The organism is Streptomyces sp. NRRL S-340 (assembly GCF_000720185.1).
Classification (GTDB): domain Bacteria; phylum Actinomycetota; class Actinomycetes; order Streptomycetales; family Streptomycetaceae; genus Streptomyces.
Genome location: NZ_JOIY01000042.1, coordinates 1 through 23302, shown reverse-complemented (window position 1 = coordinate 23302; position 23302 = coordinate 1). Strand labels below are relative to the sequence as shown.

Sequence of the window (23302 nt, the reverse complement as noted above, 5' to 3'; positions counted from 1 at the left end):
GGCCGAGGCGGTGCTCCCGGGACCCGGCGGTCAGTCCAGCGGCAGGGGACGGGTGTCCGGGGTGACCTGCGAGCCGGGGGTGGCCCGGACGATCGTGATCAGGCGGTCCGTCAGCTGCAGCGCGGCGGCGGCCGGGTCGTCGTAGCCGAGGACCCGGTGTCCGCGGATGACGCTCACCACCAGGTCGTCGATCTCCCGCGGACTGCGGCCCGCCTCGGCCTTTATGACGGGCCGTTCGACGATGTCCAGCCCGCTGCCCTGCTGGATGAGGTCCTCCATGACCATGCCGGCGGCGGGGCTGAGCACGGAGAGCCCCAGCAGCCTTCCCGCCGCGCTCGCGCTGGTGATCACGGCGTCCGCCCCGGACTGCTTGAGCAGCGGGGCGTTCTCCTCCTCGCGCACCGCGGCGACGATCTTCGCGGCCCGGTTGAGCTGCCGGGCCGTCAGGGTCACCAGGACCGCCGTGTCGTCCCGCTGCGTGGCGATGATGATCTGCCGCGCCCGCTGGACCTCGGCGCGTTTCAGCACCTCGCTGCGGGTGGCGTCGCCGACGATGCCCGCGTACCCCTCCGCCGTGGCGGCGTCGATCACCTTGGCGCTCGGGTCGACCACGACGACCTGCTGCTTCTTCAGTCCGGTCGCGCACACGGTCTGGATCGCCGACCGCCCCTTCGTCCCGAACCCGACGACGACGGTGTGTTCGCGCAAGGTGGCCCTCCAGCGGCTCAGGCGCCATTCCTCCCGGGTGCGCTCGGTGAGGACTTCGAGCGTGGTGCCGACGAGGATGATCAGGAACAGCACGCGCAGCGGCGTGATGACGAGGATGTTGGTGAGCCGGGCGCTGTCGCTGACGGGCGTGATGTCGCCGTACCCGGTGGTGGAGAGGGTCACCGTCGCGTAGTACGCCGCGTCGAGGAGGTCCACGGAGCTGTCGGCGTTGTCGTGGTAGCCGTCACGGTCGGCGTAGACGACCACCACCGTCACCACCAGGACCAGCAGCGCCATGGCCAGTCGCTTTCCGACCTGGCGTATAGGGCGGTCCACCAGTTTCCTCGGGAGCTTCACCCGATGGGTCACGAGGTGTTCGTCCGCCTGACGGGCGATCGCGTCATGGCCCGGAAGTTTCACGTGAAACACACTCCGATTCCGGCGGCGGCCCACGGCAGATCGAGCAGTTCGGCCTCCTGTCCGGCGCGCAGGCCACCCGGCGGTACGACGGCCAGGGCGTCGGCCGCCGCGACACCGCGCAGCATGGCGGGCCCGTTGTAGTGCAGCGGGGCCGCGTGATCGCCGCGCAGGACGACGGGGACGAGCCGGGTGTCGCCCGGATGTCCGTGCACCCCGCCTCGCAGCGGCATCGTGTACGGCTCCGGGACGGGACGCGCGGCCAGGGCGCGCAGCAGCGGCTCGGCCAGCGTGAGCAGACCGGAGACGGCGGCCAGGGGGTTGCCGGGCAGCCCGACGAGGTGCTGGTTCTCCTTGGTGCGGGCCAGGAGCATGGGATGGCCGGGGCGGACCCGGACGCCGTCCACCAGCAGGTCGGCCTCCATGCGGCGCAGGGTGGGGCGCAGGTGGTCGACGGGGCCGGCGGCGGTTCCGCCGGTGGTGACGACGAGGTCGGCCTCGGACCGGGTGAGCGCCCGGTGCAGGGCCTTGGCGTCGTCGCCGATACGGCGCACGGAGGCCACCTCGGCGCCGAGCGCGCGCAGCCACGGCGGCAGCATCGGGCCGAGCGCGTCCCGGATCCGCCCGTCGTGCGGCAGGCCCTCGGTGAGCAGTTCGTCCCCGAGGACGAAGACGTCGGCCCGCGGCCGGGGCACGGCGGTCAGGGTGTCGTACCCGGCGGCCGCGGCGAGGCCCAGCACGGCCGGTGTGACCAGGGTGCCGGCGGGAAGCAGCTGCTCTCCGCTGCGGCACTCCTGGCCGCGGGGGCGGATGTCCTGGCCGTGGCCGAGGTCGCGGACGGAGTGCAGCTTGCCCTTGGCGTCCGTGCGGCCGTGCTCGGTGCGCAGCACCGCGGTGGTGTCCTGCGGGATGCGCGCGCCGGTCGCGATCCGCACGGCCTCGCCGTCGGTCAGCGGGTCGGCCTGGGCGTGCCCGGCGAGGGAGCCGCCCTCGCGGACGTCCCAGGGGCCGGGTCCGGCGACCGCCCAGCCGTCCATCGCGGAGGTGTCGAAGGAGGGCAGGTCGGTGAGGGCGGCGAGGGGCTCGGCCAGGACCAGGCCGAGGGCGGTGTCCAGGGGGACCGAGGCGGCGGCGGGGCGGGCGGCGGCGCGGACGGCACGGGCCGCGATGTCGCGGGCCCGGGGCCAGGGGGTGGCGTGGGCGTGGTCCTGCGGTCCGGTCCGCGTGGCGTGCGGGGCCGCGCCGGAGCCGGGTCCGGCGTCCCGGCCCTGCCCGGCGGGGGAGACGCGGCCGCCGGAGTCGAATCCGGGCATGCCGGGAGCCGGGGCGGCGCCGGTGCCGGGGAAGTGGGGGCTGTCGCCGGGGAAGTGGCCGGTGCCCTGGTTCACGAGCGCGAGCGCCTCCTCGACGTCGAGGTCCTCGGCGTCCTCGCCGGCCTGCACACCGCGGGCCGTCATCAGGCGTCCGGGCGCGTGTCGGGCGTGGCGTCCGGAGCCACGTCGGGCTCCTTGCCCGCGCTGTCCTCCTCCGCCCAGCGCAGGGCCAGCGCCGCGGCCTTGCGGGCGGCCTCGGCCACCGCTTCGGGGCCGGCTCCGGCGCGGGCGGCCGCGTAGCCGACGAGGAAGGTGGTCAGGGGCGCCGCGGGCCGGGCCACACCGTGGGCGGCGTCGCGCGCGAGGTCGAGCAGTACGCCGGTGTCGACGTCCAGGTCGATGCCCAGCTCGTCCTTGACTGCGGAAATCCATTCATCCAGCACGTGCCCATGCTCCCTGATGCGTGCTCTGGCGGTGGCGATGTCGTCCCAGGTGTCGCAGTCGAAAGAGGCGACGTCGTCGGGGACCCGGGTGAGGTCGAGCGCCGCGGTCAGCCGGCGCAGCGGAAGGCCGGTGAGGGTGCCGTTCTCGCGGGTGAGCACGGTCAGCCGCCGGCGCAGCGCGGGTGCGCGGTAGGCCGCCACGAGCGGCTGGTCGCGGCCGTCGGCGTCGGTGAGCAGCGCGCCGTCGGCGCGGCTCGCGCGCAGGCCGGTGAGCAGCCGCCGTACCGTCCGGGGCCGCAGGAAGGGCAGGTCCGCGGAGAGGACGACGACCAGGTCCGCCGTGGTGTGCCGCAGGCCCGCGGCGAGCGCGGCGAGGGGACCGCCGCCGGGCGGCTCCTCGCGCGCCCATCGCACGGGGCGCGCCGTGGGCCGCGGGTCGGCCACGACGACGGTGGTGCGCGCGTCGGCGCAGGCGCCGAGCACCCGGTCGAGCAGGGCCCGGCCGCCGACGCGCACGCCGGGCTTGTCCGCGCCGCCGAGCCGCCGCGCGGCTCCCCCGGCGAGCACGACGGCGTCATGGGCCGGGTCCGGCGCCGGGTCGCCGGCCGGGGTGTCCCGGTCGCCGGGGTGCTCGTAGGCGGTCACCCCCCGAGTATGTCCTCCCGGTCGGGCCGGGGAACACGGGCGGTCCCCGGCCCGCCCGGGGACCTGCCGTCGCAGGGGGCACGTCACCCGGCGCGTGTCACAGGGGCACGACAGGCGGGAGCGCGTCCCGGGGGAGCACGCTCACAGGGTGCGCAGCAGCACCGCCGGCTGTTCCACGCAGTCGGCCACGTAGCGCAGGAATCCGCCCGCCGTGCCGCCGTCGCACACCCGGTGGTCGAAGGTGAGCGAGAGCTGGACGACCTGCCGGACCGCCAGTTCGCCCTCGTGCACCCAGGGTCTGGGGACGATCCGGCCGACGCCGAGCATGGCCGCCTCGGGGTGGTTGATGATCGGTGTCGAGCCGTCGACGCCGAACACGCCGTAGTTGTTCAACGTGAAGGTGCCGCCGGTGAGTTCCCCCGGTGTGAGGGTGCCGGTGCGGGCCGCTTCGGTGAGCCGGGCGAACTCGGCCGTCAGCGCCTCGGCACCGCGCGCGTGCGCGTCCCGTACGACCGGTACGACGAGCCCGCGTTCGGTCTGCGCGGCGAAGCCCAGGTGGACGTGGTCGAGCCGGACGATCTCCCTGGCCTCCGTGTCGACCGTGGAGTTCAGCTCCGGGTGGCGGGCGAGCGCGGCGGTGCAGATCCTGGCGAGGAGGGCGAGCAGGGAGATCTTCGGGCCGCCCGCGGCGTTCATCGCCGCGCGGGCGCGCAGGAGTTCCGTGGCGTCGGCGTCCACCCAGCAGGTCGCGTCGGGGATCTCGCGGCGGCTCCGGGAGAGCTTGTCGGCGACCGCCCCGCGCACGCCCTTGAGGGCGACGCGGGTTCCGGCGGCGGCTGTGGGGGCGCGACCGGACGCGGAGGCACCGGCCCCGGAGGCAGCGGTCCCGAGGACACCGCTCCCGGACGCGGCGGACCCGGGGGTGCCGGACGCGGACGGGCCCGTGGGGTCCGCCACCAGGCCCGTGAGGGCGGCGGCCGGGGCGGTGGAGGCCGCCTTGAGGGCTGCTTCGACGTCCGAGCGCAGGATGAGCCCGTCGGGGCCGGAGCCGGGCAGCCGCCGCAGGTCCAGTCCGTGCTCCCGGGCGAGCCTGCGCACGAGCGGGGAGATCACCGGGACCGGGCCGTCGGCCGGCCGCCCGATCACGGGCGTGTCCGGGACGGAAGCCGCACGCGAGGCGCCGGGGGCACCCGGAGCGGGCGCACCGGCGGCGGGCCGCCCGGCGGCGGCGGACGGGGCGCCGGGCACCGCCCGGACCCTGCGGCGGCGCGCCGGGGCCTCGGCCGTGCCGTACCCGACCAGGACGTTGCCGGATCCGCCGCCCGAGCCCGGGCCGCTGCTCCCGCCCGCGCCACTGCCGCCGCCCGAGCCGCCGGCGCCCCCGCCGGCGGCTCCCCCGGCGGCCGGTGCGGGGCTCCCCGCGGACTCCTCCCCCACCGCGACGGTCAGCAGCGGTGCGCCCACCGGAAGCTCGGCCCCCTCCTCACCGAAGCGGGCGGTGACCACACCCCCGTAGGGGCAGGGCACCTCGACCATCGCCTTGGCCGTCTCGACCTCGACGACCGGCTGGTCCACGGCGACGACGTCGCCCACCTCGACCATCCAGCGGACGATCTCCGCCTCGGTGAGCCCCTCCCCGAGATCGGGGAGCCTGAACTCCAGCACCTGCGCCATCAGCCCTCCGCCTCCCACTGCAGCCGCGCGACGGCGTCCAGGATCCGGTCGACGCCGGGCAGGTGGTGCCGCTCCAGCATGGGCGGCGGGTAGGGGACGTCGAACCCGGCCACCCGCAGCACCGGCGCCTCCAGGTGGTGGAAGCAGCGTTCGGTGACGCGGGCGGCGATCTCCCCGCCCGGCCCGCCGAAGGAACCCGACTCGTGGACGACGACCGCGCGCCCGGTGCGCCGTACCGACGCGCACACCGTCTCGTCGTCGAACGGCACCAGCGAGCGCAGGTCGACGACCTCCAGGTCCCACCCCTCGGCGCGGGCGGCCTCGGCGGCTTCCAGGCACACCGGCACGGACGGGCCGTAGGTGATGAGCGTGGCGCTGCGGCCGGTGCGCCGCACCACCGCGCGGCCGATCGGCTCCACGGGCCGCGGGTCCTGCGGGTTCCAGGAGTCCTTCGACCAGTACAGCCGCTTGGGTTCGAGGAAGACCACGGGGTCGTCGGAGGCGATGGCGGCGCGCAGCAGCCCGTAGGCGTCGGCGACGGTCGCGGGCGTGACGACATGGAGCCCCGGAGTCGCCATGTAGTACGCCTCGGAGGAGTCGCTGTGGTGCTCGACGCCGCCGATGCCGCCGCCGTAGGGGATGCGGACGGTCAGCGGCAGGGGCAGCTTCCCGCGCGTGCGGTTGCGCATCTTCGCGACATGGCTGGCGAGCTGCTCGAACGACGGGTAGGCGAACGCGTCGAACTGCATCTCGACGACCGGGCGCAGCCCGTACATCGCCATGCCGACCGCGGTGCCGAGGATGCCCGCCTCGGCCAGTGGTGTGTCGGTGCAGCGGTCCTCGCCGAACTCCTCGGCGAGCCCGTCGGTGACGCGGAAGACACCGCCGAGCGTGCCGACGTCCTCGCCCAGGACGTGCACGGCGGGGTCGGCGGCCATGGCGTCGCGCAGCGCGCGCGTGAGGGCCTGCGCCATGGTGGCCGGCTTCAGCGCGACGGTGGTCATCGGGCCCCGCCTTCCTCCGCCTCGGCCGCCAGCTCGGCCCGCAGCAGAGCCTGCTGCTCGCGCAGTTGCGGGGTCGGCTCGGCGTAGACGTGGGCGAACAGGTCCATGGGGTCGAGCGCCGCGTCCTGGTTCATCCGCTCGCGCAGCCGCGCGGCCATCGCCTCGGCGTCCTCGCGCACGGCCGTGACGGTGTCCTCGTCGAGCAGACCGCGCCCGGACAGCTCGCGTTCCAGCAGCTTCACCGGGTCGTGGTCGCGCCAGGCCTCGACCTCGGCGTCGCCGCGGTAGCGGGTGGCGTCGTCGGCGTTGGTGTGGGCGTCGATCCGGTACGTCACCGCCTCGACCAGGGTCGGACCGCCTCCCGCGCGCGCGTGCCGTACGGCGTCGGTGAGCACCTCGTGGACGGCGACCGCGTCGTTGCCGTCGACCAGGCGGCCGGGCATGCCGTACCCGACGGCCTTGTGGGCCAGGGAGGGCGCCGCCGTCTGCTTGGCGAGCGGGACGGAGATGGCGAAGCCGTTGTTCTGCACCAGGAAGACGACCGGGGCCTGCCAGACGGCGGCGAAGTTCAGCGCCTCGTGGAAGTCGCCCTCGCTGGTGCCGCCGTCGCCGACCATCGCCAGCGCGACCACGTCGTCGCCCTTGAGCCGGGCGGCGTGGGCCAGGCCCACGGCGTGCGGGAGCTGGGTGGCCAGGGGGGTGGACAGCGGGGCGGTCCGGTGCTCGCGCGGGTCGTAGCCGGTGTGCCAGTCCCCGCGCAGCAGCGTCAGGGCCTGGACGGGATCGACGCCGCGGGCCACCACGGCGAGCGTGTCGCGGTAGCTCGGGAAGAGCCAGTCGCGTTCCTGGAGGGCGAGGGCCGCGGCGACCTCGCAGGCCTCCTGGCCGGTGCTGGACGGGTAGACGGCGAGGCGGCCCTGCTTGGTGAGGGCGGTGGCCTGCGTGTTGTACCGGCGTCCGCGCACCAGGTGCGCGTACAGACGGCGCAGCAGCTCCGGGTCGGCCTTCGCGGCCGCTTCCGTGCCCAGGACGCGGTAGGGCTCCGCGTCGGGCAGCAGCGGCGCGGGGTCGGTACGGGGCTGCCAGGCGGGCGGCGGCGATGGCCGGTACGCACCCCGCTGCTCCATGACCGTCATGGCGGGCACCTCCTCGTGGGAGTGGCTACGGGAGACGCGTCGGCTGTGACGCGCCCCACCTACCGATTGTTCGGTCGTCGGCACATTTTGGCTACAGGCGGCCCCAGGCTGTGGACAAACGGTTCTCCACAGCCTGGTATGGATGCAGTACGTCCATGGTGGAGAGGCGGGGGGACATGCCGTCTGAACGAATGGCCGAGAACGCCGGGCGAGGGACGGAGAACGGCGAGCGCAGGACGGAGAACGCGGAACGCGGGGCCGAGACCGAACGCAGGGCGGAGAGCGCCGAGCGTCCGGAGGACGCGGCCGGCACCGCCCCGCCGCCGCGCCCGCTGGACGCCATCGACCAGGACATCCTGCGGATGCTCCAGGCGGACGGCCGCGCCTCGGTACGGTCGGTCGCCGAACGGGTCCACGTCTCGCGCGCCAACGCCTACGCCCGTATCAACCGCCTCGTCGAGGACGGCGTCATCCGCGGTTTCGGCGCCCGGGTCGACCACGAGCGCGCGGGGCAGAGCACGTCCGCGTACATCACGCTGAAGATCGTGCAGAACTCCTGGCGCACCGTGCGCGACCAGCTGCGCCGGCTGCCGGGCGCCTCCCACATCGCCCTGGTCGGGGGAGACTACGACGTCCTGCTCCTGGTGCACACCCCGGACAACCGGGCGCTGCGCGAGGTGGTGCTGACCCGGCTCCAGGCGATCCCGGAGGTGCTCAGCACCCGCACCCTGCTGGTGTTCGAGGAGGAGGACCTCGAACCGCAGGGGTGACGGTGCGCACGGCACGTCAGGAGGAGGCGACCGCCGCCCAGACCAGCAGCACGGCCATCATCCCCGGCAGCAGCGCGCAGCCCAGTCCGGCGCCGGCGGTCAGCACCCGCGCGGTCCGCACGGACCGGCGGTGCGGCAGCACCCAGGCGAGGGCCAGCAGGCCGCTCGCCCAGTAGAGGATGCCGCCGAAGGAGCCGACGCCGTCACCGGCGGCGAACCAGTGGTACTCCCACACGAGGAACGGCAGGCCGATCACGGTGGCCGCGAACGGCGCCTTCCACCAGGTGGGGTGAGCGGCCCCCGGCCGCGGTCGGTTGCGAAGCATGCGCCCAGCCCATCACCGGACGGCCGGCCGGGACATCGGACGCCGTACTCATCCCTCCCGGCACCTCACCCGCCCCCGTACTCACCCCGGCGCGCCCCGCCCCGTACTCATCCCCCAGGGGTCAGCCGGACTGCCGCAGCCCGCCGAAGACCAGCCGGACGACCGCGTCGCCCACTTCGCGCTCGCCGGCCCCCCGCACGTCGGGCCGGTACCACTCCACGATCGAGTTGATCATCCCGAAGACCAGCCGCGTCGCGAGCCGTACCTCCACGTCACCGCGCACGTCGCCCTCGGCCGCCGCCGCCTTCAGCAGCGCGGCCACCCGGTGGTCGAACTCGCGGCGCCGTTCCAGCGCCCAGCGCTCGGTCTCGGTGTTGCCCCGCACCCGCAGCAGCAGGGTCACGTACGGGAGTTCGGCGATGAGCACCTCGACCATGCGCCGCACGACGTACTCCAGGCGGGCGGCGGCACTTCCCGCGCGCGCGTGCTCCTCGTCGAGGATCTCGAAGAGGCCGTCGAGCGCCCGGGTGACCGCACGGCGCAGCAGCTCCTCCTTGCCGGCGACGTGGTGGTAGATCGACGACTTGGAGATGCCGGCCGCCTTGGACAGGTGCTCCATGGAGGTGCCGTCGTAGCCGCGCTCGTTGAAGACCCGCACGGCCACCGAGAGCAGCGTCTGCGGCGTGTACGTGTCGCGTCGGGCGGTGGTCATGAGGCGGACTCCCGCTTGTCGGTGGCGTACGCGTGGCGGTACAGCGCGAGCGAGGGGGCGTAGCGTCCGGACGGGTCGCGCAGGTGCAGGTCGTCCAGGAGGCCGTAGGCCCAGGTGCGGCCGAGCCGGCGGCTCCACTCGAAGGGGCCCAGGGGGTAGTTGACGCCCAGGCGCATCGCGGTGTCGATGTCCTCCTCGGTGGCGACGCCCTTGGCCACGGCGTCGTGCGCCAGGTCGATGATCCTGGCGACCGTGCGGGCGACGATCATGCCGGGCACGTCGCCGATGAGGCTGACGTCCTTGCCGAGCGCCTGGAAGAGGCCGGTGGCCTCCGCGAGGGTCTGCGGGGCGGTGTCCTGGGAGGCGGACAGGGCGATGCGGCTGGCGCGGCGGTAGTCGAGCGCCAGGTCGAAGTAGACGACGTCCCGGAACTCCACCGAGGTCTGCCCGTCGGCGAGGACCAGCTGGCCGCCGCTCGGCAGCACCAGGCGGGTGCCGTGGTCCTCGTCCTCCTCGCGGACGGGGATGCCCGCCTCGCGGATGAGGGTGAGCAGCTCCGCCGCCGGGCCCAGGTCGCCCTCGGCGACGACGTGGGCGGGCGGCTGGGCGGGCTCGGCGGTGTGCGGCTCGGGGCGCTCGGCGCCGTCGGCGTAGTCGTACCAGCCGCGGCCGCTCTTGCGGCCGAGCCGGCCCGACTCCACCAGGCGCCGCTGGGCGAGCGAGGGCGTGAAGCGCACGTCCTGGAAGAAGGAGCGCCACACGGAGTGCGTCACGGACTCGTTGACGTCCTGGCCGATGAGGTCGGTCAGCTCGAAGGCGCCCATCCTGAAGCCGCCGGACTCGCGCAGCACCGCGTCGATGGTGGCCGGATCGGCCCCCTGGCCCTCGTGGACGGCGAACGCCTCCGCGTAGAAGGGGCGGGCGATGCGGTTGACGATGAAGCCGGGGGTGTCGGCGCAGGCGACCGGGGTCTTGCCCCAGGCACGGGCCGTCTCGTACGCGCGCGTGGCGGACGTGACGTCGGTGGCGAACCCGGAGACGACCTCCACCAGCGGCATCAGCGGCGCCGGGTTGAAGAAGTGCAGTCCGACGAAGCGGCCGGGGTTGCGCAGCGCGCCGCCGATCGCGGTGACCGACAGGGAGGAGGTGTTGGTGGCGAGCAGGCAGTCGTCGGTGACGATGCCCTCCAGGTCCTTCAGCAGCTCCTGCTTGGCGTCCAGCTGTTCGAGCACGGCCTCGACGACCAGGGCGCAGTCGGCCAGCTCGGCGAGGCTTTCGGCAGGCGTCAGGCGGGCGCGGGCCGCGTCCCGAACGGCCCCGGTGAGGCGGTCCTTCTCGACGAGCCGGTCGAGCCGGGCGCCGATCGCGGCGGCCGCCAGGGCGGCCCGCCCGGGCACGGCGTCGTACAGGCGTACGGCGTGACCCGCGACCAGCGCGACCTGGGCGATGCCCTGGCCCATGGTGCCGGTGCCGACGACGGCCACGGGGCTGCTGAGGTCCAGTGCTGTCATGTGCGCGATCCTCCCGCACGGCGTTTTCCACAGGCGCGGCGGACCCCCCTGGCCCGACTTCTCCACAGATACGGCGGACCCCCTTGTCCCGACCGATCGTTCGGTTACTCTAACTCTGACCGGCTGTCCCTGCCCATGTTTCCGCCAGGTCATGAGCTCGACGAGGAGCTCTCGAGACAAGGAGTTGGTCCCGCATGGCCGCCGAACCGACGACGCACGAGCTGATCGCCCGCCACCGGCCCACTCTCGACCAGGCGCTGGAGGCGATCCGCACGCGCGCGTACTGGTCGCCCCACCCCGAGCACCCCAAGGCCTACGGCGAGCACGGCAGCCTGGACGCCGCCGCGGGCAAGGCCGCCTTCGACGCCCTGCTGGGCACCCGCCTCGACCTCGGCCAGCCCGGCACCGACGACTGGGTGGGCGGCGAGGTCTCGCCCTACGGCATCGACCTGGGCGTGAGCTACCCGCACGCCGACATCGACGTCCTGCTGCCCGCCATGAGGGCCGGGCAGCGGGCCTGGCGCGACGCGGGCGCCGAGGCCCGGGCGGCGGTCTGCCTGGAGATCCTCAAGCGGATCTCCGACCGGACCCACGAGTTCGCGCACACCGTGATGCACACCTCCGGCCAGGCCTTCCTGATGGCGTTCCAGGCGGGCGGCCCGCACGCCCAGGACCGCGGCCTGGAAGCGGTGGCGTACGCGTACGCGGAGCAGGTGCGCACCCCGGACACCGCCGAGTGGACCAAGCCGCAGGGCAAGCGCGACCCGCTCGCCCTCACCAAGGCGTTCACCCCGGTCCCCCGGGGCATCGCCCTGGTCATCGGCTGCAACACCTTCCCGACGTGGAACGGCTATCCGGGCCTGTTCGCCTCCCTGGCCACCGGCAACGCGGTCCTGGTCAAGCCGCACCCGCGCGCGGTGCTGCCGCTCGCCCTCACGGTGAAGACCGCCCGCGAGGTGCTCGCCGAGGCCGGATTCGACGCCAACCTGGTGGCCCTGGCCGCCGAGCGCCCCGGCGAGGGCATCGCCAGGACACTGGCCACCCGCCCCGAGATCCGCATCATCGACTACACCGGCTCCACGGCCTTCGGCGACTGGCTGGAGGCCAACGCCCGCCAGGCCCAGGTGTACACGGAGAAGGCCGGCGTCAACACCGTGCTCGTGGAGTCGACGGACGACTACAAGGGGATGCTCGCCAACCTGGCCTTCTCGCTGTCCCTGTACAGCGGCCAGATGTGCACCACCCCGCAGAACCTGCTGATCCCCCGCACCGGCATCCGCACCGACGAGGGCCCCAGGTCCTACGACGAGGTGGCCGCCGACCTCGCGAAGGCGGTCGACGCCCTGCTCGGCGACGACGCCCGCGCCAACGCGCTGCTCGGCGCGATCGTCAACCCGGACGTCAAGGCCCGCCTGGAGGCCGCCGCGGCCCTCGGCGAGGTCGCCCTCGCCTCCCGCGAGGTCACCCATCCCGACTTCCCGGACGCGGTGGTCCGCACCCCCGTGATCGTGAAGCTGGACGGCAGCAAGCCGGACGCCGAGGCCGCCTACCTGAGCGAGTGCTTCGGACCGGTCTCCTTCGCGGTCGCCGTCGACTCGGCCGCCGACGCGGTGGAACTGCTGCGGCGCACGGTCCGCGAGAAGGGCGCCATGACGGTGGGCGCCTACACGACGGACGAGGAGGTCGAGCAGGCGGTGCGGGAGGTCTGCCTGGAGGAGGCCGCCCAGCTCTCGCTGAACCTCACCGGCGGGGTGTACGTCAACCAGACGGCCGCCTTCTCCGACTTCCACGGCTCGGGCGGCAACCCTGCGGCCAACGCCGCCCTCACCGACGGCGCGTTCGTGGCGAACCGCTTCAGGGTGGTGGAGGTCCGCCGCCAGGCCTGAGCCCTCCAGGGGCCGGGCACCGGCCCCTCAGCACGCGGGCGCGCCCGCGCTCCAGTGGTACAGCGTCATCGCCACGCTGGTGGCGAGGTTGTAGCTGGAGACCTGGGGGCGCATCGGCAGGGCCACCAGGTGGTCGGTGCGCTCGCGCAGCTCGGCGGTCAGCCCGCTGCGCTCGGAGCCGAAGGCGAGGACGGCGTCGTCGGGCAGTTCCAGCCCGCGGATGTCCTCGCCCTCCGGGTCGAGCGCGAACAGCGGGCCGGGCGGCAGCGTCTGCACGGTCAGCCGCTCCACGACCGTCGCGAAGTGCAGCCCCGCCCCGCCCCGCACCACGGTCGGGTGCCACGGGTCGAGGGTGCCCGTGGTGACCACGCCGGTCGCGCCGAAACCGGCCGCCAGCCGGATCACCGCGCCGGCGTTGCCCAGGTTGCGCGGCTGGTCCAGCACGACGACGGGCGCGCTGCGGGGCGTGTGCGCCAGCGCCCGCAGTCCGGCCTCCCGAGCGGGCCGTACGGCCAGCGCGGCGACGGCCGTGGGATGCGGGCGCGGCACGAGCGACGCGTACGTCTGCCGCGGCACCTCCGTCAGCAGGCCGTCCAGGGCGTCCCGTACGTCGGGTGCCAGCTCGTCGGCGAGGGCGAGTGCCGCCTCCCGGTCGGCGGCCACCGCCACCGGCACCTCGGCGCCGAAGCGGAGCGCGTGCTTGAGGGCGTGGAAGCCGTCGAGCAGGACGGCACCGCCGGCGAGCCGGTGCCAGGTGCCCACGGGGTCGTTCATGCGGGGAAGCCTACGCGGGCGGGCTCGCTCTCCTCCGGTGAGTGCGGCTGCCCGGGCACCGGGCGGCCCGCGCGCCGCGGCAGCCGCGCCCACGCGCGTGCCGCCGCATCGCCCAGCCTGCGCAGGAACGGCGTCGGCAGGAACACCGCGTCCGCCGCGATCATCGCCAGCGAGAAGAACGGCAGCCCGAGGACGACGGCGATCACCGCGTGCTCGGTCATCATGGCCACGAGCAGGACGTTCTTCACCCGCCGGTTGAACAGCGTGAACGGGAAGGCGACCTGCACGATCACCGTCCCGTAGGTGACGAGCATCATCAGCGTCCCGCTGGAGGACAGCAGATCGGCCAGCGCCGGCCAGGGCGAGAAGTAGTCCAGGTGGAGCGGGTAGTACACGGCGGTGCCGTCCTGCCAGCGCGACCCCTGGATCTTGTACCAGCCGGCCGTCGCGTAGATCAGACACGCCTCGGCCATGATCACGAACAGGGCCGCGTTGTGCACGATGTTGCCGACGACGTCGAGCAGCAGGCGCGGCTCGGCCGACCGCGCACGCCGCCCGACCAGCCAGTACACCCCCTGGGCCGCCCACACGCACCACAGGAGCGCGGGTATCAGCCACTCACCTTGAACGCGGCCCGCCGCGGTGACCGCGATCAGCGCCGCACCGAGCACGCACCACAGGGCGGGGCCGGCCCGGTCGGGCAGCCGCTCCCCGCGCGCGCGTGCCGCCCGGGCCCGTGCGGCACGCCACGCGTCCAGCGACCACACCTGCCCGCAGCGGGTGAAGACCAGGTACACCGCCATCAGGTGCAGGACGTTGTCCCCGCCGTCGCCCATGAAGATGCTGCGGTTCTGCAGCGAGAGCACACCGAGCATGAACAGCACGGACATCGTGCGGGTGCGCCAGCCCAGCATCAGCAGCAGGCCGGCGAGCACCGCCAGCAGATAGACGGTCTCGAACCAGAACCGGCCCCGGAACCACATCAGCACCGTGAAGGCGCCGTTGTCGTCGGTCAGCCGCCGCGCGAGGTCCCAGCTCCACGGCCCGTCGGGACCGTACATCTCCTGGCGGTGCGGCAGCTCGCGCAGCAGGAACAGCAGCCAGGTCGCGGAGAAGCCGATGCGTGTCACGGCCGCCTGCCAGGGGCCCAGAGCCGCTTCGGTGACCCGGGTGATCCCCCGGGAGGCCGTGAGCGTGAGGCTGTTCACCCGACACCTCCCGCGGCCTCACCGGCCGGGACGGACCACCAGGGCAGCGTGCGGTACGAGGCCGCGGTCGACACCTTCTCCCCGCTCCACGCGGGCGGCGGGACGGCGGCGGTGCGCACGCGCACCTGGACGCGTTCGACGACGGCGCCCGGGCCGGCCACCTGTCCGCGGTCCAGGCGCAGGACGACGATGCGGCGCAGGTACTGCTGCGACAGCGTGCCGCGCAGCCCCAGCGGGCGGTTCTTCTGGTCGTGCGAGGAGACGTAGAAGTCGAAGCCGCGGCGCAGCTCGTTCTGGTCCGTGTGGCTGGGCAGCAGGTTGCCGTCGATGGCCCGGCCGTCCTGCGCCGACAGGTCGTACCAGCCGGTGGTACGGCCGCTGCCGTCCTGCCCGCGGGTCTCGGCCCGCACCTGCACGGCGATGTTCTGCTGCAGCGGGTTGGGCGCGAACAGCTTCCAGTTCTGCTCGAACTCCGGGTAGATCCATTCGTCGATGGCCTTGCCGTGCTGTTTCGTCAGGGTGTTCGACGGAGCGACGTGCAGGAACACCATTCCGACGTGCACGCAGGCGACCACCGCCACGACGGCGAGCGCCAGGAGGGCGGCGGCCCCGTAGCGCGGAGACAGCCCGGCGATGTCGATCCCGGCGCGGACGGCCCCGGTCCCGTCCCCGGCTCCCGCGTCCCGGCCTGCGCCGCCACCCGGCACGGAGGAAGCAGAGGGAGAAGACAGGGAGGGGGCGGAGGGGGAGGGCAGGGAGGGACCGGCCGGGGAGGGGCGGGACGAGCCGGACCCGCTGGAGGCGTCCGGGGCGCCCGACGGGCCCGGCGGCCCCGACCGGGTGGGGACGGGCGGTGCCGGCGGTGCTGCAGATGTTCCAGGTGCCGCAGGTGCTCCAGGCGCCACTGGTGCTGCAGGCGCTGCAGGCGCTGCAGGCGCTCCGGGTGCCGCTGGTGCTCCAGGCGCTTCCGGTGCTTCAGGTGCCGCTGCGGCCGGCAGGCCCTCCGGCACGGCGGTGGTCCGGCCCGGCGAGCCGGACGGACGGCCCGGTTCCGTCGGCGGGTGTGGCTCCCCGGATCCGCCGCCGGTCGCACCCGCGGGACCGGGCCCGCCCGGTGTCACCGGCCCGTCAGAACCGCCCGGGGCGTTCGCATCCCCGTCGTACGCTTCCATTCCGCCCCGTCTCCTGATTCCGGTCCGTGCCGGACGTGCGTGCGCCGGCCGCCCCGAGGACGCCGGGTGCGTACGCCCCGCCCGCGCCGCCCGGCCCCGGGCGCCGCACGGAACGGTACTCAGGGCCGCCCGCGCGGCACAGCCCCCGGCCCCGCCCCCGCTCGGCCGCGGTCCGCTTCCGTACCGCTCTGCCGCCCTTGGCCCGCCCGCCCCGAACAGGCGCCGACGGACCGGTGTCCACCGCTCCGTCCACAGGGCACGCCCTCAGTCGTCCACAGCGGTTGACACCCTACGGCGGCGGACCGCACCATGGAATTCCACCGAACCGAACGATCGGTCGGGAGAGTACGGAGCAGACCGAGGTCGAGGGGGACCGCATGGCGACAGCAGCCGCACAGCAGACGGCCGGCGCCCCGGCGGGCGATGCGCCGGGCACCGCCGCGGGAGCCGACGACCGCCTGCGCGCGTTCGACGCGACCCTGGCCGCGGACGAGCGCATCGAGCCGAGGGACTGGATGCCGGACGCCTACCGTGCGTCGCTGGTCCGGCAGATCGCGCAGCACGCCCATTCCGAGATCATCGGCATGCAGCCGGAGGCCAACTGGATCACGCGGGCGCCCTCCCTGCGCCGCAAGGCCATCCTCCTGGCCAAGGTCCAGGACGAGGCCGGACACGGGCTGTACCTGTACAGCGCGGCCGAGACGCTGGGCACCAGCCGCGAGGAACTGCTCGACAAGCTGCACAGCGGCCGCCAGAAGTACTCCTCGATCTTCAACTACCCCACTCTCACCTGGGCGGACGTGGGCGCGATCGGCTGGCTGGTGGACGGCGCGGCGATCACCAACCAGGTCCCCCTGTGCCGCTGCTCCTACGGCCCCTACGCCCGCGCGATGGTCCGTATCTGCAAGGAGGAGTCCTTCCACCAGCGCCAGGGCTACGAGCTGCTGCTCACCCTGAGCCGGGGCACGCCCGAGCAGCACGCGATGGCGCAGGACGCGGTGGACCGCTGGTGGTGGCCGTCGCTGATGATGTTCGGCCCGGCCGACGACGCCTCCCAGCACTCCGCGCAGTCCATGGAATGGAAGATCAAACGCCATTCGAACGACGAACTGCGCCAGCGCTTCGTCGACATCTGCGTCCCCCAGGCCGAGTCCCTCGGCCTCACGCTGCCCGACCCGGACCTGAAGTGGAACGAGGAGCGGGGTCACCACGACTTCGGCACCATCGACTGGACCGAGTTCTGGGACGTCCTCAAGGGCAACGGCCCGTGCAACGAACAGCGCATCACCCAGCGCCGCCGGGCCCACGACGAGGGCGCCTGGGTCCGGGAGGCCGCCGCGGCCCACGCCGCCAAGCGCGCCGGCGGGACGGGACACGGCGGCAGGACAGGAGCGGAGCAGGCATGACGAACACCGACTGGCCCCTGTGGGAGGTCTTCGTGCGCTCCCGGCGCGGGCTGTCCCACACCCACGCCGGCAGCCTGCACGCCCCGGACGCGGAACTGGCCCTGCGCAACGCCCGTGACCTGTACACGCGGCGCGGCGAGGGCGTCTCGATCTGGGTCGTCCCGTCCGCGGCGGTCACCGCCTCCTCGCCGGACGAGAAGGACTCCTTCTTCGAGCCGTCCGCCGACAAGCCCTACCGGCACCCGACCTTCTACGAGATCCCGGAAGGGGTGAAGCACCTGTGACGCCCACCGCCCCCACCACGGCCACCGCCACCGCGGCCCTGGCCCTGGGCGACGACGCCCTGGTGCTCTCCCACCGGCTGGGGGAGTGGGTCGGGCACGCGCCCGCCCTGGAGGAGGAGGTCGCCCTCGCCAACATCGCCCTCGACCTGCTGGGTCAGGCCCGTGTCCTGCTGTCCCTGGTCGGGGACGAGGACGAACTGGCCTACCTGCGCGAGGAGCGCGCCTTCACCAACCTCCAGCTCGTCGAGCAGCCGGGCGGTGACTTCGCGCACACGATCGTCCGCCAGCTGTACTTCTCCACGTACCAGCACCTGCTGTACGCCCGGCTGGCCGAGACCGACGGGCCGTTCGCACCGCTCGCCGGGAAGGCCGTCAAGGAGGTCGCCTACCACCGCGACCACGCCGAGCAGTGGACGCTGCGCCTGGGCGACGGCACCGACGTCAGCCACGAGCGGATGCGCCGCGCGCTCACCGCGCTGTGGCGGTTCACCGGCGAGATGTTCCAGCCGGTGGCCGGCCTGGACGTCGACTGGCCCGGCCTGGAGTCCGCCTGGCTGGAATCCGTGACGGCCGTACTGGACCGGGCCACGCTGACGTTGCCCGAGGGCCCGCGGACCGGGGCGTGGGCGGCGGGCGCGGGCCGGCAGGGCCTGCACACCGAACCGTTCGGACGGATGCTCGCCGAGATGCAGCACCTGCACCGCAGCCACCCGGGGGCGTCATGGTGACCACGGCCACCCCGCTCGAAACCGAACTGCTCCGCCTGGCCGGCTCGGTGCCCGACCCGGAACTGCCCGTCCTCACCCTGGAGGAACTGGGCGTGGTCCGCGCGGTGCGCCTGCGCGGCACGGACGCGGTGGACGTCGAGCTGACCCCCACCTACACCGGCTGCCCCGCGATCGAGGCCATGTCCCTGGACATCGAGCGGGTGCTGCGCGAGCACGGCATGCGGGAGGTCGCCGTGCGCACGGTGCTCTCCCCGGCCTGGTCGACGGACGACATCACCGCCGAAGGCCGGCGCAAACTGCGGGAGTTCGGCATAGCGCCGCCGCGCGTGCGCACCCCCTCGGCATCCGTCCCGCTGGAACTCGGCCCGACCCGCACCCGCGCCGGTGGGGCGGCAGCGGACCCGGCCCCCGCGGAGCACGCGCCGGCGGGCCGGACACCCGCCGGGGGCACCGCGCCGCCCGAGCCGCTCCGCTGTCCCTCCTGCGGATCCGCCGACACCGAGATGCTCAGCCGGTTCTCCTCCACCGCGTGCAAGGCGCTGTACCGCTGCCTGGCCTGCCGGGAACCGTTCGACCACTTCAAGGAGGTGTGATGGCCCGCTTCCACCGGCTGCCCGTGGCAGCGGTCGACCGGCTCACCGACGACTCCGTCGCCCTCACCCTCGCGGTGCCGCCGGAGCTGCGCGAGGAGTACCGGCACGCGCCGGGCCAGCATGTCGCCCTGCGCCGGGCGGCCGACGGGCTCGACGTACGGCGGACGTACTCGATCTGCTCACCGGCCCCCGACCCGGCGGGCGAGGGACCGCGGACCCTGCGGGTCGGCGTGCGGCTGGTGGAGGGCGGTGCCTTCTCGACGTACGCGCTGAAGGAGATCGCCGTCGGGGACGAGCTGGAGGTGATGACCCCGGCCGGCCGGTTCACGCTGGATCCCGCGCCCGGCCTGTACGCGGCGGTCGTCGGCGGCAGCGGCATCACACCCGTGCTGTCCATCGCCTCCACCCTGCTGGCCCGCGAACCCGGCGCCAGCTTCTGCCTGATACGCAGCGACCGGACGACCGCGTCGACGATGTTCCTCGAAGAGGTCGCCGACCTGAAGGACCGCTATCCGCGGCGGCTGCACCTGGCGACGGTCCTCTCCCGGGAGGAGCAGCAGGCGGGACTGCCCTCCGGCCGCCTCGACCAGGAGCGGCTCACGGCGCTGCTGCCCGCGCTGCTGCCGCTGCCCGACGTGCGGGGCTGGTTCCTGTGCGGCCCGTACGGGCTGGTGCAGGGGGCCGAGCGGGCGCTGCGCGCCCTGGGGGTGCCCCGGGGGCGGGTCCACGAGGAGATCTTCCACGTGGACGCCGGTACGGGCGCCGGACCCGTGCCGTCCGCGACGGCGCCCGCGCACAGCACGGTCACCGTCCGGCTCGACGGCCGCGGCGGGACGTGGCCGGTGCGGGAGGGGGAGAGCCTGCTGGACACGGTGCTGCGCAACCGGCCCGACGCGCCGTACGCCTGCAAGGGCGGCGTGTGCGGGACGTGCCGGGCCTTCCTGGTCACGGGCGAGGTGCGCATGGACCGCAACTTCGCGCTGGAACCGGAGGAGACGGACGCGGGGTACGTCCTGGCGTGTCAGTCGCACCCCGCGACGGAACAGGTGGAGCTGGACTTCGACCGCTGAACGGGCCGGGCCCCGGCGGCCGGGGCCGTTCAGCCGCGAAACAGGCGGGCCGGCCCCTTGAGCAGGGACCCCGGAAGCACGCGGCCCGGCCACCGGGGGACGGGTCCGGCCGTCGCGGGAGGCGGCCCGGCCGCCGAGGGTCAGGTCCCGGCAGGCGCAGGACGCCGCCCGGCGCCCAAGCAGGCGGCCCGGCCGTCACAGGACGTGCCCCGGCTCTCCCCCGTCGGTCACCACGGCCCGGCCCGAGGCGGCCCAGACCTGCATGCCGCCGTCGACGTTCACCGCGTCGATGCCCTGCTGGACCAGGTACATCGTGACCTGGGCCGAGCGGCCGCCCGAACGGCAGATCACGTGGACCCGCCCGTCCTGCGGCGCCGCCTCGGTCAGCTCGCCGTAGCGGGCGACGAAGTCGCTGATGGGGATGTGCAGCGCCCCCTCGGCGTGTCCCGCCTGCCATTCGTCGTCCTCGCGGACGTCCAGCAGGAAGTCGCCGTCCTTGAGGTCCGTGACCTCCACCGTGGGTACACCAGCTCCGAAACGCATGGGTCCGACGCTACCCGAAGCGCCCCGCACAGCGGTCGCCGCGCGGGGAGCCGCGGCCGGGTTCGCCTGCCCACCGCCCGGTTCCGGCCTTTCCGGCCGGTACCGCGTTCGGCTGCCGCCGGCCAGGGCCCGGCGGCCTCAGAGGCCGCCCTGCACTTCGGCGAGCTGCGACTCCCGTCGCGCCACGTCGTCGCGCAGTTGCCCGGCGATCTGCTCGAGCAGCCCGTCGGGGTCGTCGGGAGCGATCCTGAGCATCGCCGCGATCGCGCTGTCCTCCAGCTCCTTGGCGAAGAGCGTGAGCATCTCCTTGCGCTGGGCGAGCCACTCCAGACGGGCGTACAGCTCCTCGGCGCGGCTCGGTGCCTGCTCGGCGGGGGCGGGCCCGGCGGCCCACTCCTCGGCCAGCTCGCGCAGCTCCTTCTCGTCGCCACGGGCGTAGGCGGCGTTGACCCGGGTGAGGAACTCCTCCCGGCGCTGCCGCTCGCCCTCCTCCTGGGCCAGGTCGGGGTGGGCCTTGCGCACCAGCTCGCGGTAGAGACCGCGGGCCTCCTCGCTGGGCCGCACCCGCTGCGGGGGCCGCACCGGCCGGTCGGTGAGCATCGCCGCGGCCTCCGGGAACAGGCCGTCCCCGTCCATCCAGCCGTGCAGCAGCTCCTCGACGCCGGGGATCGGCGTCAGCCGGGCCCGCGCCTCCTGCGCCGTGCGCAGGTCCTCGGGATCGCCGGTGCGCGCGGCCCGCGCCTCGGCGATCTGGGCCTCCAGTTCCTCGAGGCGGGCGTAGAGCGGGCCGAGCCGCTGGTGGTGCAGCCGGGAGAAGTTCTCGATCTCCACCCGGAAGGTCTCCACCGCGATCTCGTACTCGATGAGCGCCTGCTCGGCGGCCCGTACGGCCCGCTCCAACCGCTCCTCGGGCCGCGCCGCAGCACTCTTGGACGTCGCCCGGTCCGCTCCGGCAACGCCACCCTGCTCAGCTTCCGGGGTCGTCACCCGACCAGCGTAGGCCACGGCGACCCGCGGCCCGCGCCACCGAGGCCTCTCCTCCGGACCTCCGCCCGGCCCGCGTCCTCCTCCCGTCCTGCTCCCTCCTCCCGGGCCAGGCCCTCATCCCGCTCTGCGCCCCGGCCCGGTCTACACGCCCATCTCGGCCGCGACCCTTCCCGTCCGCACCGCCGCGACCAGGTCCGCGTGGTCCGCCTCGGTACGGTCCGCGTAGGCGACGGCGAAGGCGGCGACCGCCTCGTCCAGCTCCTGGTTCTTGCCGCAGTAGCCGGCGATCAGCCGCGGATCGGCGCTGTGCGCGTGGGCGCGGGCCAGCAGCGCACCGGTCATCCGGCCGTAGTCGTCGATCTGGTCGGCGGGCAGCGCGGCCGGATCGACGCTGCCCTTGCGGTTGCGGAACTGCCGCACCTGGAAGGGCCGCCCGCCGACGGTCGTCCAGCCGAGCAGGATGTCGCTGACCACCTGCATCCGCTTCTGCCCGAGCACCACCCGCCGGCCCTCGTGGGCCACCTCGGCCGTACCGGCCTCACCGGCCCCAAAGACCACCGGCAGGTGCGGCAGCAGCGCCGACGGCCGGGCCTCCTTCACCTGGAGCACCAGCGGCTCACCCCGGTGGTCCAGCAGCAGCACCACGTACGACCGGGTGCCCACACTGCCGGTGCCGACCACCCGGAACGCCACGTCGTGCACCGCGTACCGGGCCAGCAGCGGGAGACGGTCCTCGGAGAGCGTGGCCAGGTACTGCTCCAGCGAGGCGGCCACCGCCGCGGCCTCCGCGTCCGGGACCCGCCGCAGCACCGGCGGGGCGTCCACGAAGCGCCGGCCGCCGTCCGCGGTCCGCTCGGTCGACTTGGCCGCGAACCGCCCACTGGTGTTGCCGCGCGCCTTCTCCGAGACCCGTTCCAGGGTGCCGAGCAGGTCGTGGGCGTCGGAGTGGGAGACGAGTTCCTCGTCGGCGATGGCGTTCCAGGCGTCCAGGACCGGGAGCCGGGCCAGCAGCCGCATGGTGCGCCGGTAGGCGCCGACCGCGTCCTGGGCGGCCTCGCGGCAGCTGTCCTCGTCGCAGCCCGCCTCCCGGCCGGCGAGCACCAGGGAGGCGGCGAGCCGCTTGAGGTCCCACTCCCAGGGGCCGCGCACCGTCTCGTCGAAGTCGTTGAGGTCGATGACGAGACCGCCGCGGGCGTCGCCGTAGAGACCGAAGTTGGCCGCGTGGGCGTCACCGCAGATCTGGGCGAGGACGCCGGTCGCGGGGGTACGGGCGAGGTCGTACGCCATCAGGCCCGCCGCCCCGCGCAGGAAGGCGAACGGCGTGGCCGCCATCCTGCCCACCCGGATCGGTATCAGGTCGGGTATCCGGCCGTGGTTGGACTCCTCGACGGCCGCGACCGCGTCCGGCCGGCCCGGGTCCGCCTCGAACACGGCGTGCGCGGACCGTGCGACACGCTTGCGCAGCGCCTTGCCCTCCGCCTTGGGCGACCCCTCGGCGGGCCACCGTGCGAACCCGGGCACCAGCGGCACCCGCGCCGCACGCTCCCCGCTTCCGCCCGCGCCGCTTCCGCCGCCCGACGCGCCCGGGCCCCCGCCCGGAGCGCCCGGCCCCCGGCCGGAACTCCGGTCCGGCACCGCCCCCGAACCCGCCCCGGCGCCCGATCCCGTCCCCGTCCCCGTTCCAGCCCCGGCCCCGGTGTCCCCGCTCATCGACAACCGCCCCTCCCGCTCCAGTTCGTGCCCCGCCGCCGACGCGGCGCGCCCCGACGCTACAGCGGCCCGCACGCCCCGTACACGCCCACCGCGCACGCCCCCGCGCACCCCCACCTGCCCCCGCCGCACCCGACCGCCACGCACCCGCCGGGCCCACCACCGCACCAACCCCCGGCGCCCCCTCCCGGCCCCACCGGCCCCGGACCGCCGCACCCCCGCTGCCCCAGGCCGCCGCGCCCCGCCGCCCTCTCGCCCAACCGTCCTCGCCCCACCACCGCAC

The 23302-nt window shown here is 74.6% G+C and carries 22 protein-coding genes; 7 read left to right on the top strand and 15 right to left on the bottom strand.

The genetic code is table 11. The features are described 5' to 3' along the window. Positions 1-30: 30 nt before the first annotated feature. The 6 genes from IG64_RS29120 to pdhA form a co-directional block, all read right to left on the bottom strand. Positions 31-1128 (bottom strand): potassium channel family protein, encoded by a 1098-nt coding sequence (locus IG64_RS29120; RefSeq protein WP_037861573.1) that lies wholly within the window; start codon positions 1126-1128, stop codon positions 31-33. Beyond that, positions 1125-2582, bottom strand: coding sequence for a molybdopterin molybdotransferase MoeA (locus tag IG64_RS29115; RefSeq protein ID WP_037861572.1), 1458 nt, complete (start codon positions 2580-2582; stop codon positions 1125-1127). The genes IG64_RS29120 and IG64_RS29115 overlap by 4 nt, the downstream gene beginning before the upstream one ends. Then, positions 2582-3526 (bottom strand): NTP transferase domain-containing protein, encoded by a 945-nt coding sequence (locus IG64_RS29110; protein WP_037861571.1) that lies wholly within the window; start codon positions 3524-3526, stop codon positions 2582-2584. The genes IG64_RS29115 and IG64_RS29110 overlap by 1 nt, the downstream gene beginning before the upstream one ends. Before the next feature lie 141 nt (positions 3527-3667). Further along, positions 3668-5200: a dihydrolipoamide acetyltransferase family protein gene (locus IG64_RS29105; RefSeq protein WP_037861570.1), complete on the bottom strand. Its 1533-nt coding sequence runs from the start codon at positions 5198-5200 to the stop codon at positions 3668-3670. Then, a complete protein-coding gene (locus IG64_RS29100) occupies positions 5200-6204 on the bottom strand; it encodes an alpha-ketoacid dehydrogenase subunit beta (RefSeq protein ID WP_037861569.1) in 1005 nt (334 codons plus the stop codon). The genes IG64_RS29105 and IG64_RS29100 overlap by 1 nt, the downstream gene beginning before the upstream one ends. Next, positions 6201-7340, bottom strand: a complete 1140-nt coding sequence (gene pdhA / locus IG64_RS29095; RefSeq protein ID WP_037861567.1) for a pyruvate dehydrogenase (acetyl-transferring) E1 component subunit alpha — start codon at positions 7338-7340, stop codon at positions 6201-6203. The genes IG64_RS29100 and pdhA overlap by 4 nt, the downstream gene beginning before the upstream one ends. Before the next feature lie 176 nt (positions 7341-7516). Here pdhA and IG64_RS29090 point away from each other — a divergent pair, with 176 nt between their 5' ends. Continuing rightward, a complete protein-coding gene (locus IG64_RS29090; protein ID WP_234438648.1) occupies positions 7517-8110 on the top strand; it encodes an Lrp/AsnC family transcriptional regulator in 594 nt (197 codons plus the stop codon). A 16-nt stretch (positions 8111-8126) separates the two neighbouring features. On the opposite strand, the gene IG64_RS29085 is transcribed toward IG64_RS29090, so the two are convergent. The 3 genes from IG64_RS29085 to IG64_RS29075 all read right to left on the bottom strand — a co-directional run bounded on the left by IG64_RS29085 (position 8127) and on the right by IG64_RS29075 (position 10658). Continuing rightward, entirely contained in the window at positions 8127-8435 is a 309-nt protein-coding gene (locus IG64_RS29085; RefSeq protein ID WP_037861565.1) for a hypothetical protein, read from the bottom strand. A gap of 121 nt (positions 8436-8556) precedes the next feature. Beyond that, on the bottom strand, positions 8557-9147 hold the full coding sequence (locus tag IG64_RS29080) for a TetR/AcrR family transcriptional regulator (protein WP_037861563.1): 591 nt from the start codon (positions 9145-9147) through the stop codon (positions 8557-8559). Continuing rightward, positions 9144-10658: a 3-hydroxyacyl-CoA dehydrogenase gene (locus IG64_RS29075; RefSeq protein ID WP_037861561.1), complete on the bottom strand. Its 1515-nt coding sequence runs from the start codon at positions 10656-10658 to the stop codon at positions 9144-9146. The genes IG64_RS29080 and IG64_RS29075 overlap by 4 nt, the downstream gene beginning before the upstream one ends. Before the next feature lie 194 nt (positions 10659-10852). Between IG64_RS29075 and paaN the strand changes: the two genes are divergently transcribed. Then, positions 10853-12544 (top strand): phenylacetic acid degradation protein PaaN, encoded by a 1692-nt coding sequence (gene paaN / locus IG64_RS29070; protein ID WP_037861559.1) that lies wholly within the window; start codon positions 10853-10855, stop codon positions 12542-12544. Between the two features lie 27 nt (positions 12545-12571). Here paaN and IG64_RS29065 read toward each other — a convergent pair whose 3' ends face one another. Genes IG64_RS29065 through IG64_RS29055 form a run of 3 tightly spaced genes read right to left on the bottom strand, consistent with a single transcriptional unit; the run spans position 12572 to position 15233 of the window. Further along, positions 12572-13318 carry a TrmH family RNA methyltransferase gene (locus tag IG64_RS29065; RefSeq protein WP_037861557.1) on the bottom strand — a complete coding sequence of 249 codons (747 nt, stop codon included), beginning with the start codon at positions 13316-13318 and terminating at the stop codon, positions 12572-12574. Then, positions 13315-14526: an HTTM domain-containing protein gene (locus tag IG64_RS29060; RefSeq protein WP_037861556.1), complete on the bottom strand. Its 1212-nt coding sequence runs from the start codon at positions 14524-14526 to the stop codon at positions 13315-13317. The genes IG64_RS29065 and IG64_RS29060 overlap by 4 nt, the downstream gene beginning before the upstream one ends. After that, complete coding sequence (locus IG64_RS29055; protein WP_420710004.1) at positions 14523-15233, bottom strand: DUF5819 family protein; 711 nt, start codon at positions 15231-15233, stop codon at positions 14523-14525. Before IG64_RS29055 ends, IG64_RS29060 begins: the two co-directional genes overlap by 4 nt. Positions 15234-16075: 842 nt before the next feature. Between IG64_RS29055 and paaA the strand changes: the two genes are divergently transcribed. From paaA to IG64_RS29025, 5 genes are read left to right on the top strand one after another with little or no spacing between them, the layout of a single operon-like run. Beyond that, on the top strand, positions 16076-17104 hold the full coding sequence (gene paaA, locus IG64_RS29045) for a 1,2-phenylacetyl-CoA epoxidase subunit PaaA (protein ID WP_037861552.1): 1029 nt from the start codon (positions 16076-16078) through the stop codon (positions 17102-17104). After that, complete coding sequence (gene paaB / locus IG64_RS29040) at positions 17101-17388, top strand: 1,2-phenylacetyl-CoA epoxidase subunit PaaB (protein WP_037861550.1); 288 nt, start codon at positions 17101-17103, stop codon at positions 17386-17388. Before paaA ends, paaB begins: the two co-directional genes overlap by 4 nt. Next, on the top strand, positions 17385-18116 hold the full coding sequence (paaC, locus tag IG64_RS29035; protein ID WP_037861549.1) for a 1,2-phenylacetyl-CoA epoxidase subunit PaaC: 732 nt from the start codon (positions 17385-17387) through the stop codon (positions 18114-18116). Before paaB ends, paaC begins: the two co-directional genes overlap by 4 nt. After that, positions 18113-18709, top strand: coding sequence for a 1,2-phenylacetyl-CoA epoxidase subunit PaaD (gene paaD, locus IG64_RS29030; protein WP_037861628.1), 597 nt, complete (start codon positions 18113-18115; stop codon positions 18707-18709). The genes paaC and paaD overlap by 4 nt, the downstream gene beginning before the upstream one ends. Further along, positions 18709-19779 carry a 2Fe-2S iron-sulfur cluster-binding protein gene (locus IG64_RS29025; protein WP_037861548.1) on the top strand — a complete coding sequence of 357 codons (1071 nt, stop codon included), beginning with the start codon at positions 18709-18711 and terminating at the stop codon, positions 19777-19779. Before paaD ends, IG64_RS29025 begins: the two co-directional genes overlap by 1 nt. Before the next feature lie 195 nt (positions 19780-19974). Here IG64_RS29025 and IG64_RS29020 read toward each other — a convergent pair whose 3' ends face one another. The 3 genes from IG64_RS29020 to IG64_RS29010 all read right to left on the bottom strand — a co-directional run bounded on the left by IG64_RS29020 (position 19975) and on the right by IG64_RS29010 (position 23019). Then, positions 19975-20322 (bottom strand): rhodanese-like domain-containing protein, encoded by a 348-nt coding sequence (locus tag IG64_RS29020; RefSeq protein WP_037861547.1) that lies wholly within the window; start codon positions 20320-20322, stop codon positions 19975-19977. Between the two features lie 138 nt (positions 20323-20460). Then, positions 20461-21309 (bottom strand): hypothetical protein, encoded by an 849-nt coding sequence (locus tag IG64_RS29015; RefSeq protein ID WP_037861626.1) that lies wholly within the window; start codon positions 21307-21309, stop codon positions 20461-20463. A gap of 141 nt (positions 21310-21450) precedes the next feature. Then, positions 21451-23019, bottom strand: a complete 1569-nt coding sequence (locus tag IG64_RS29010) for a DUF2252 domain-containing protein (RefSeq protein ID WP_078884286.1) — start codon at positions 23017-23019, stop codon at positions 21451-21453. Positions 23020-23302 lie beyond the last annotated feature (283 nt).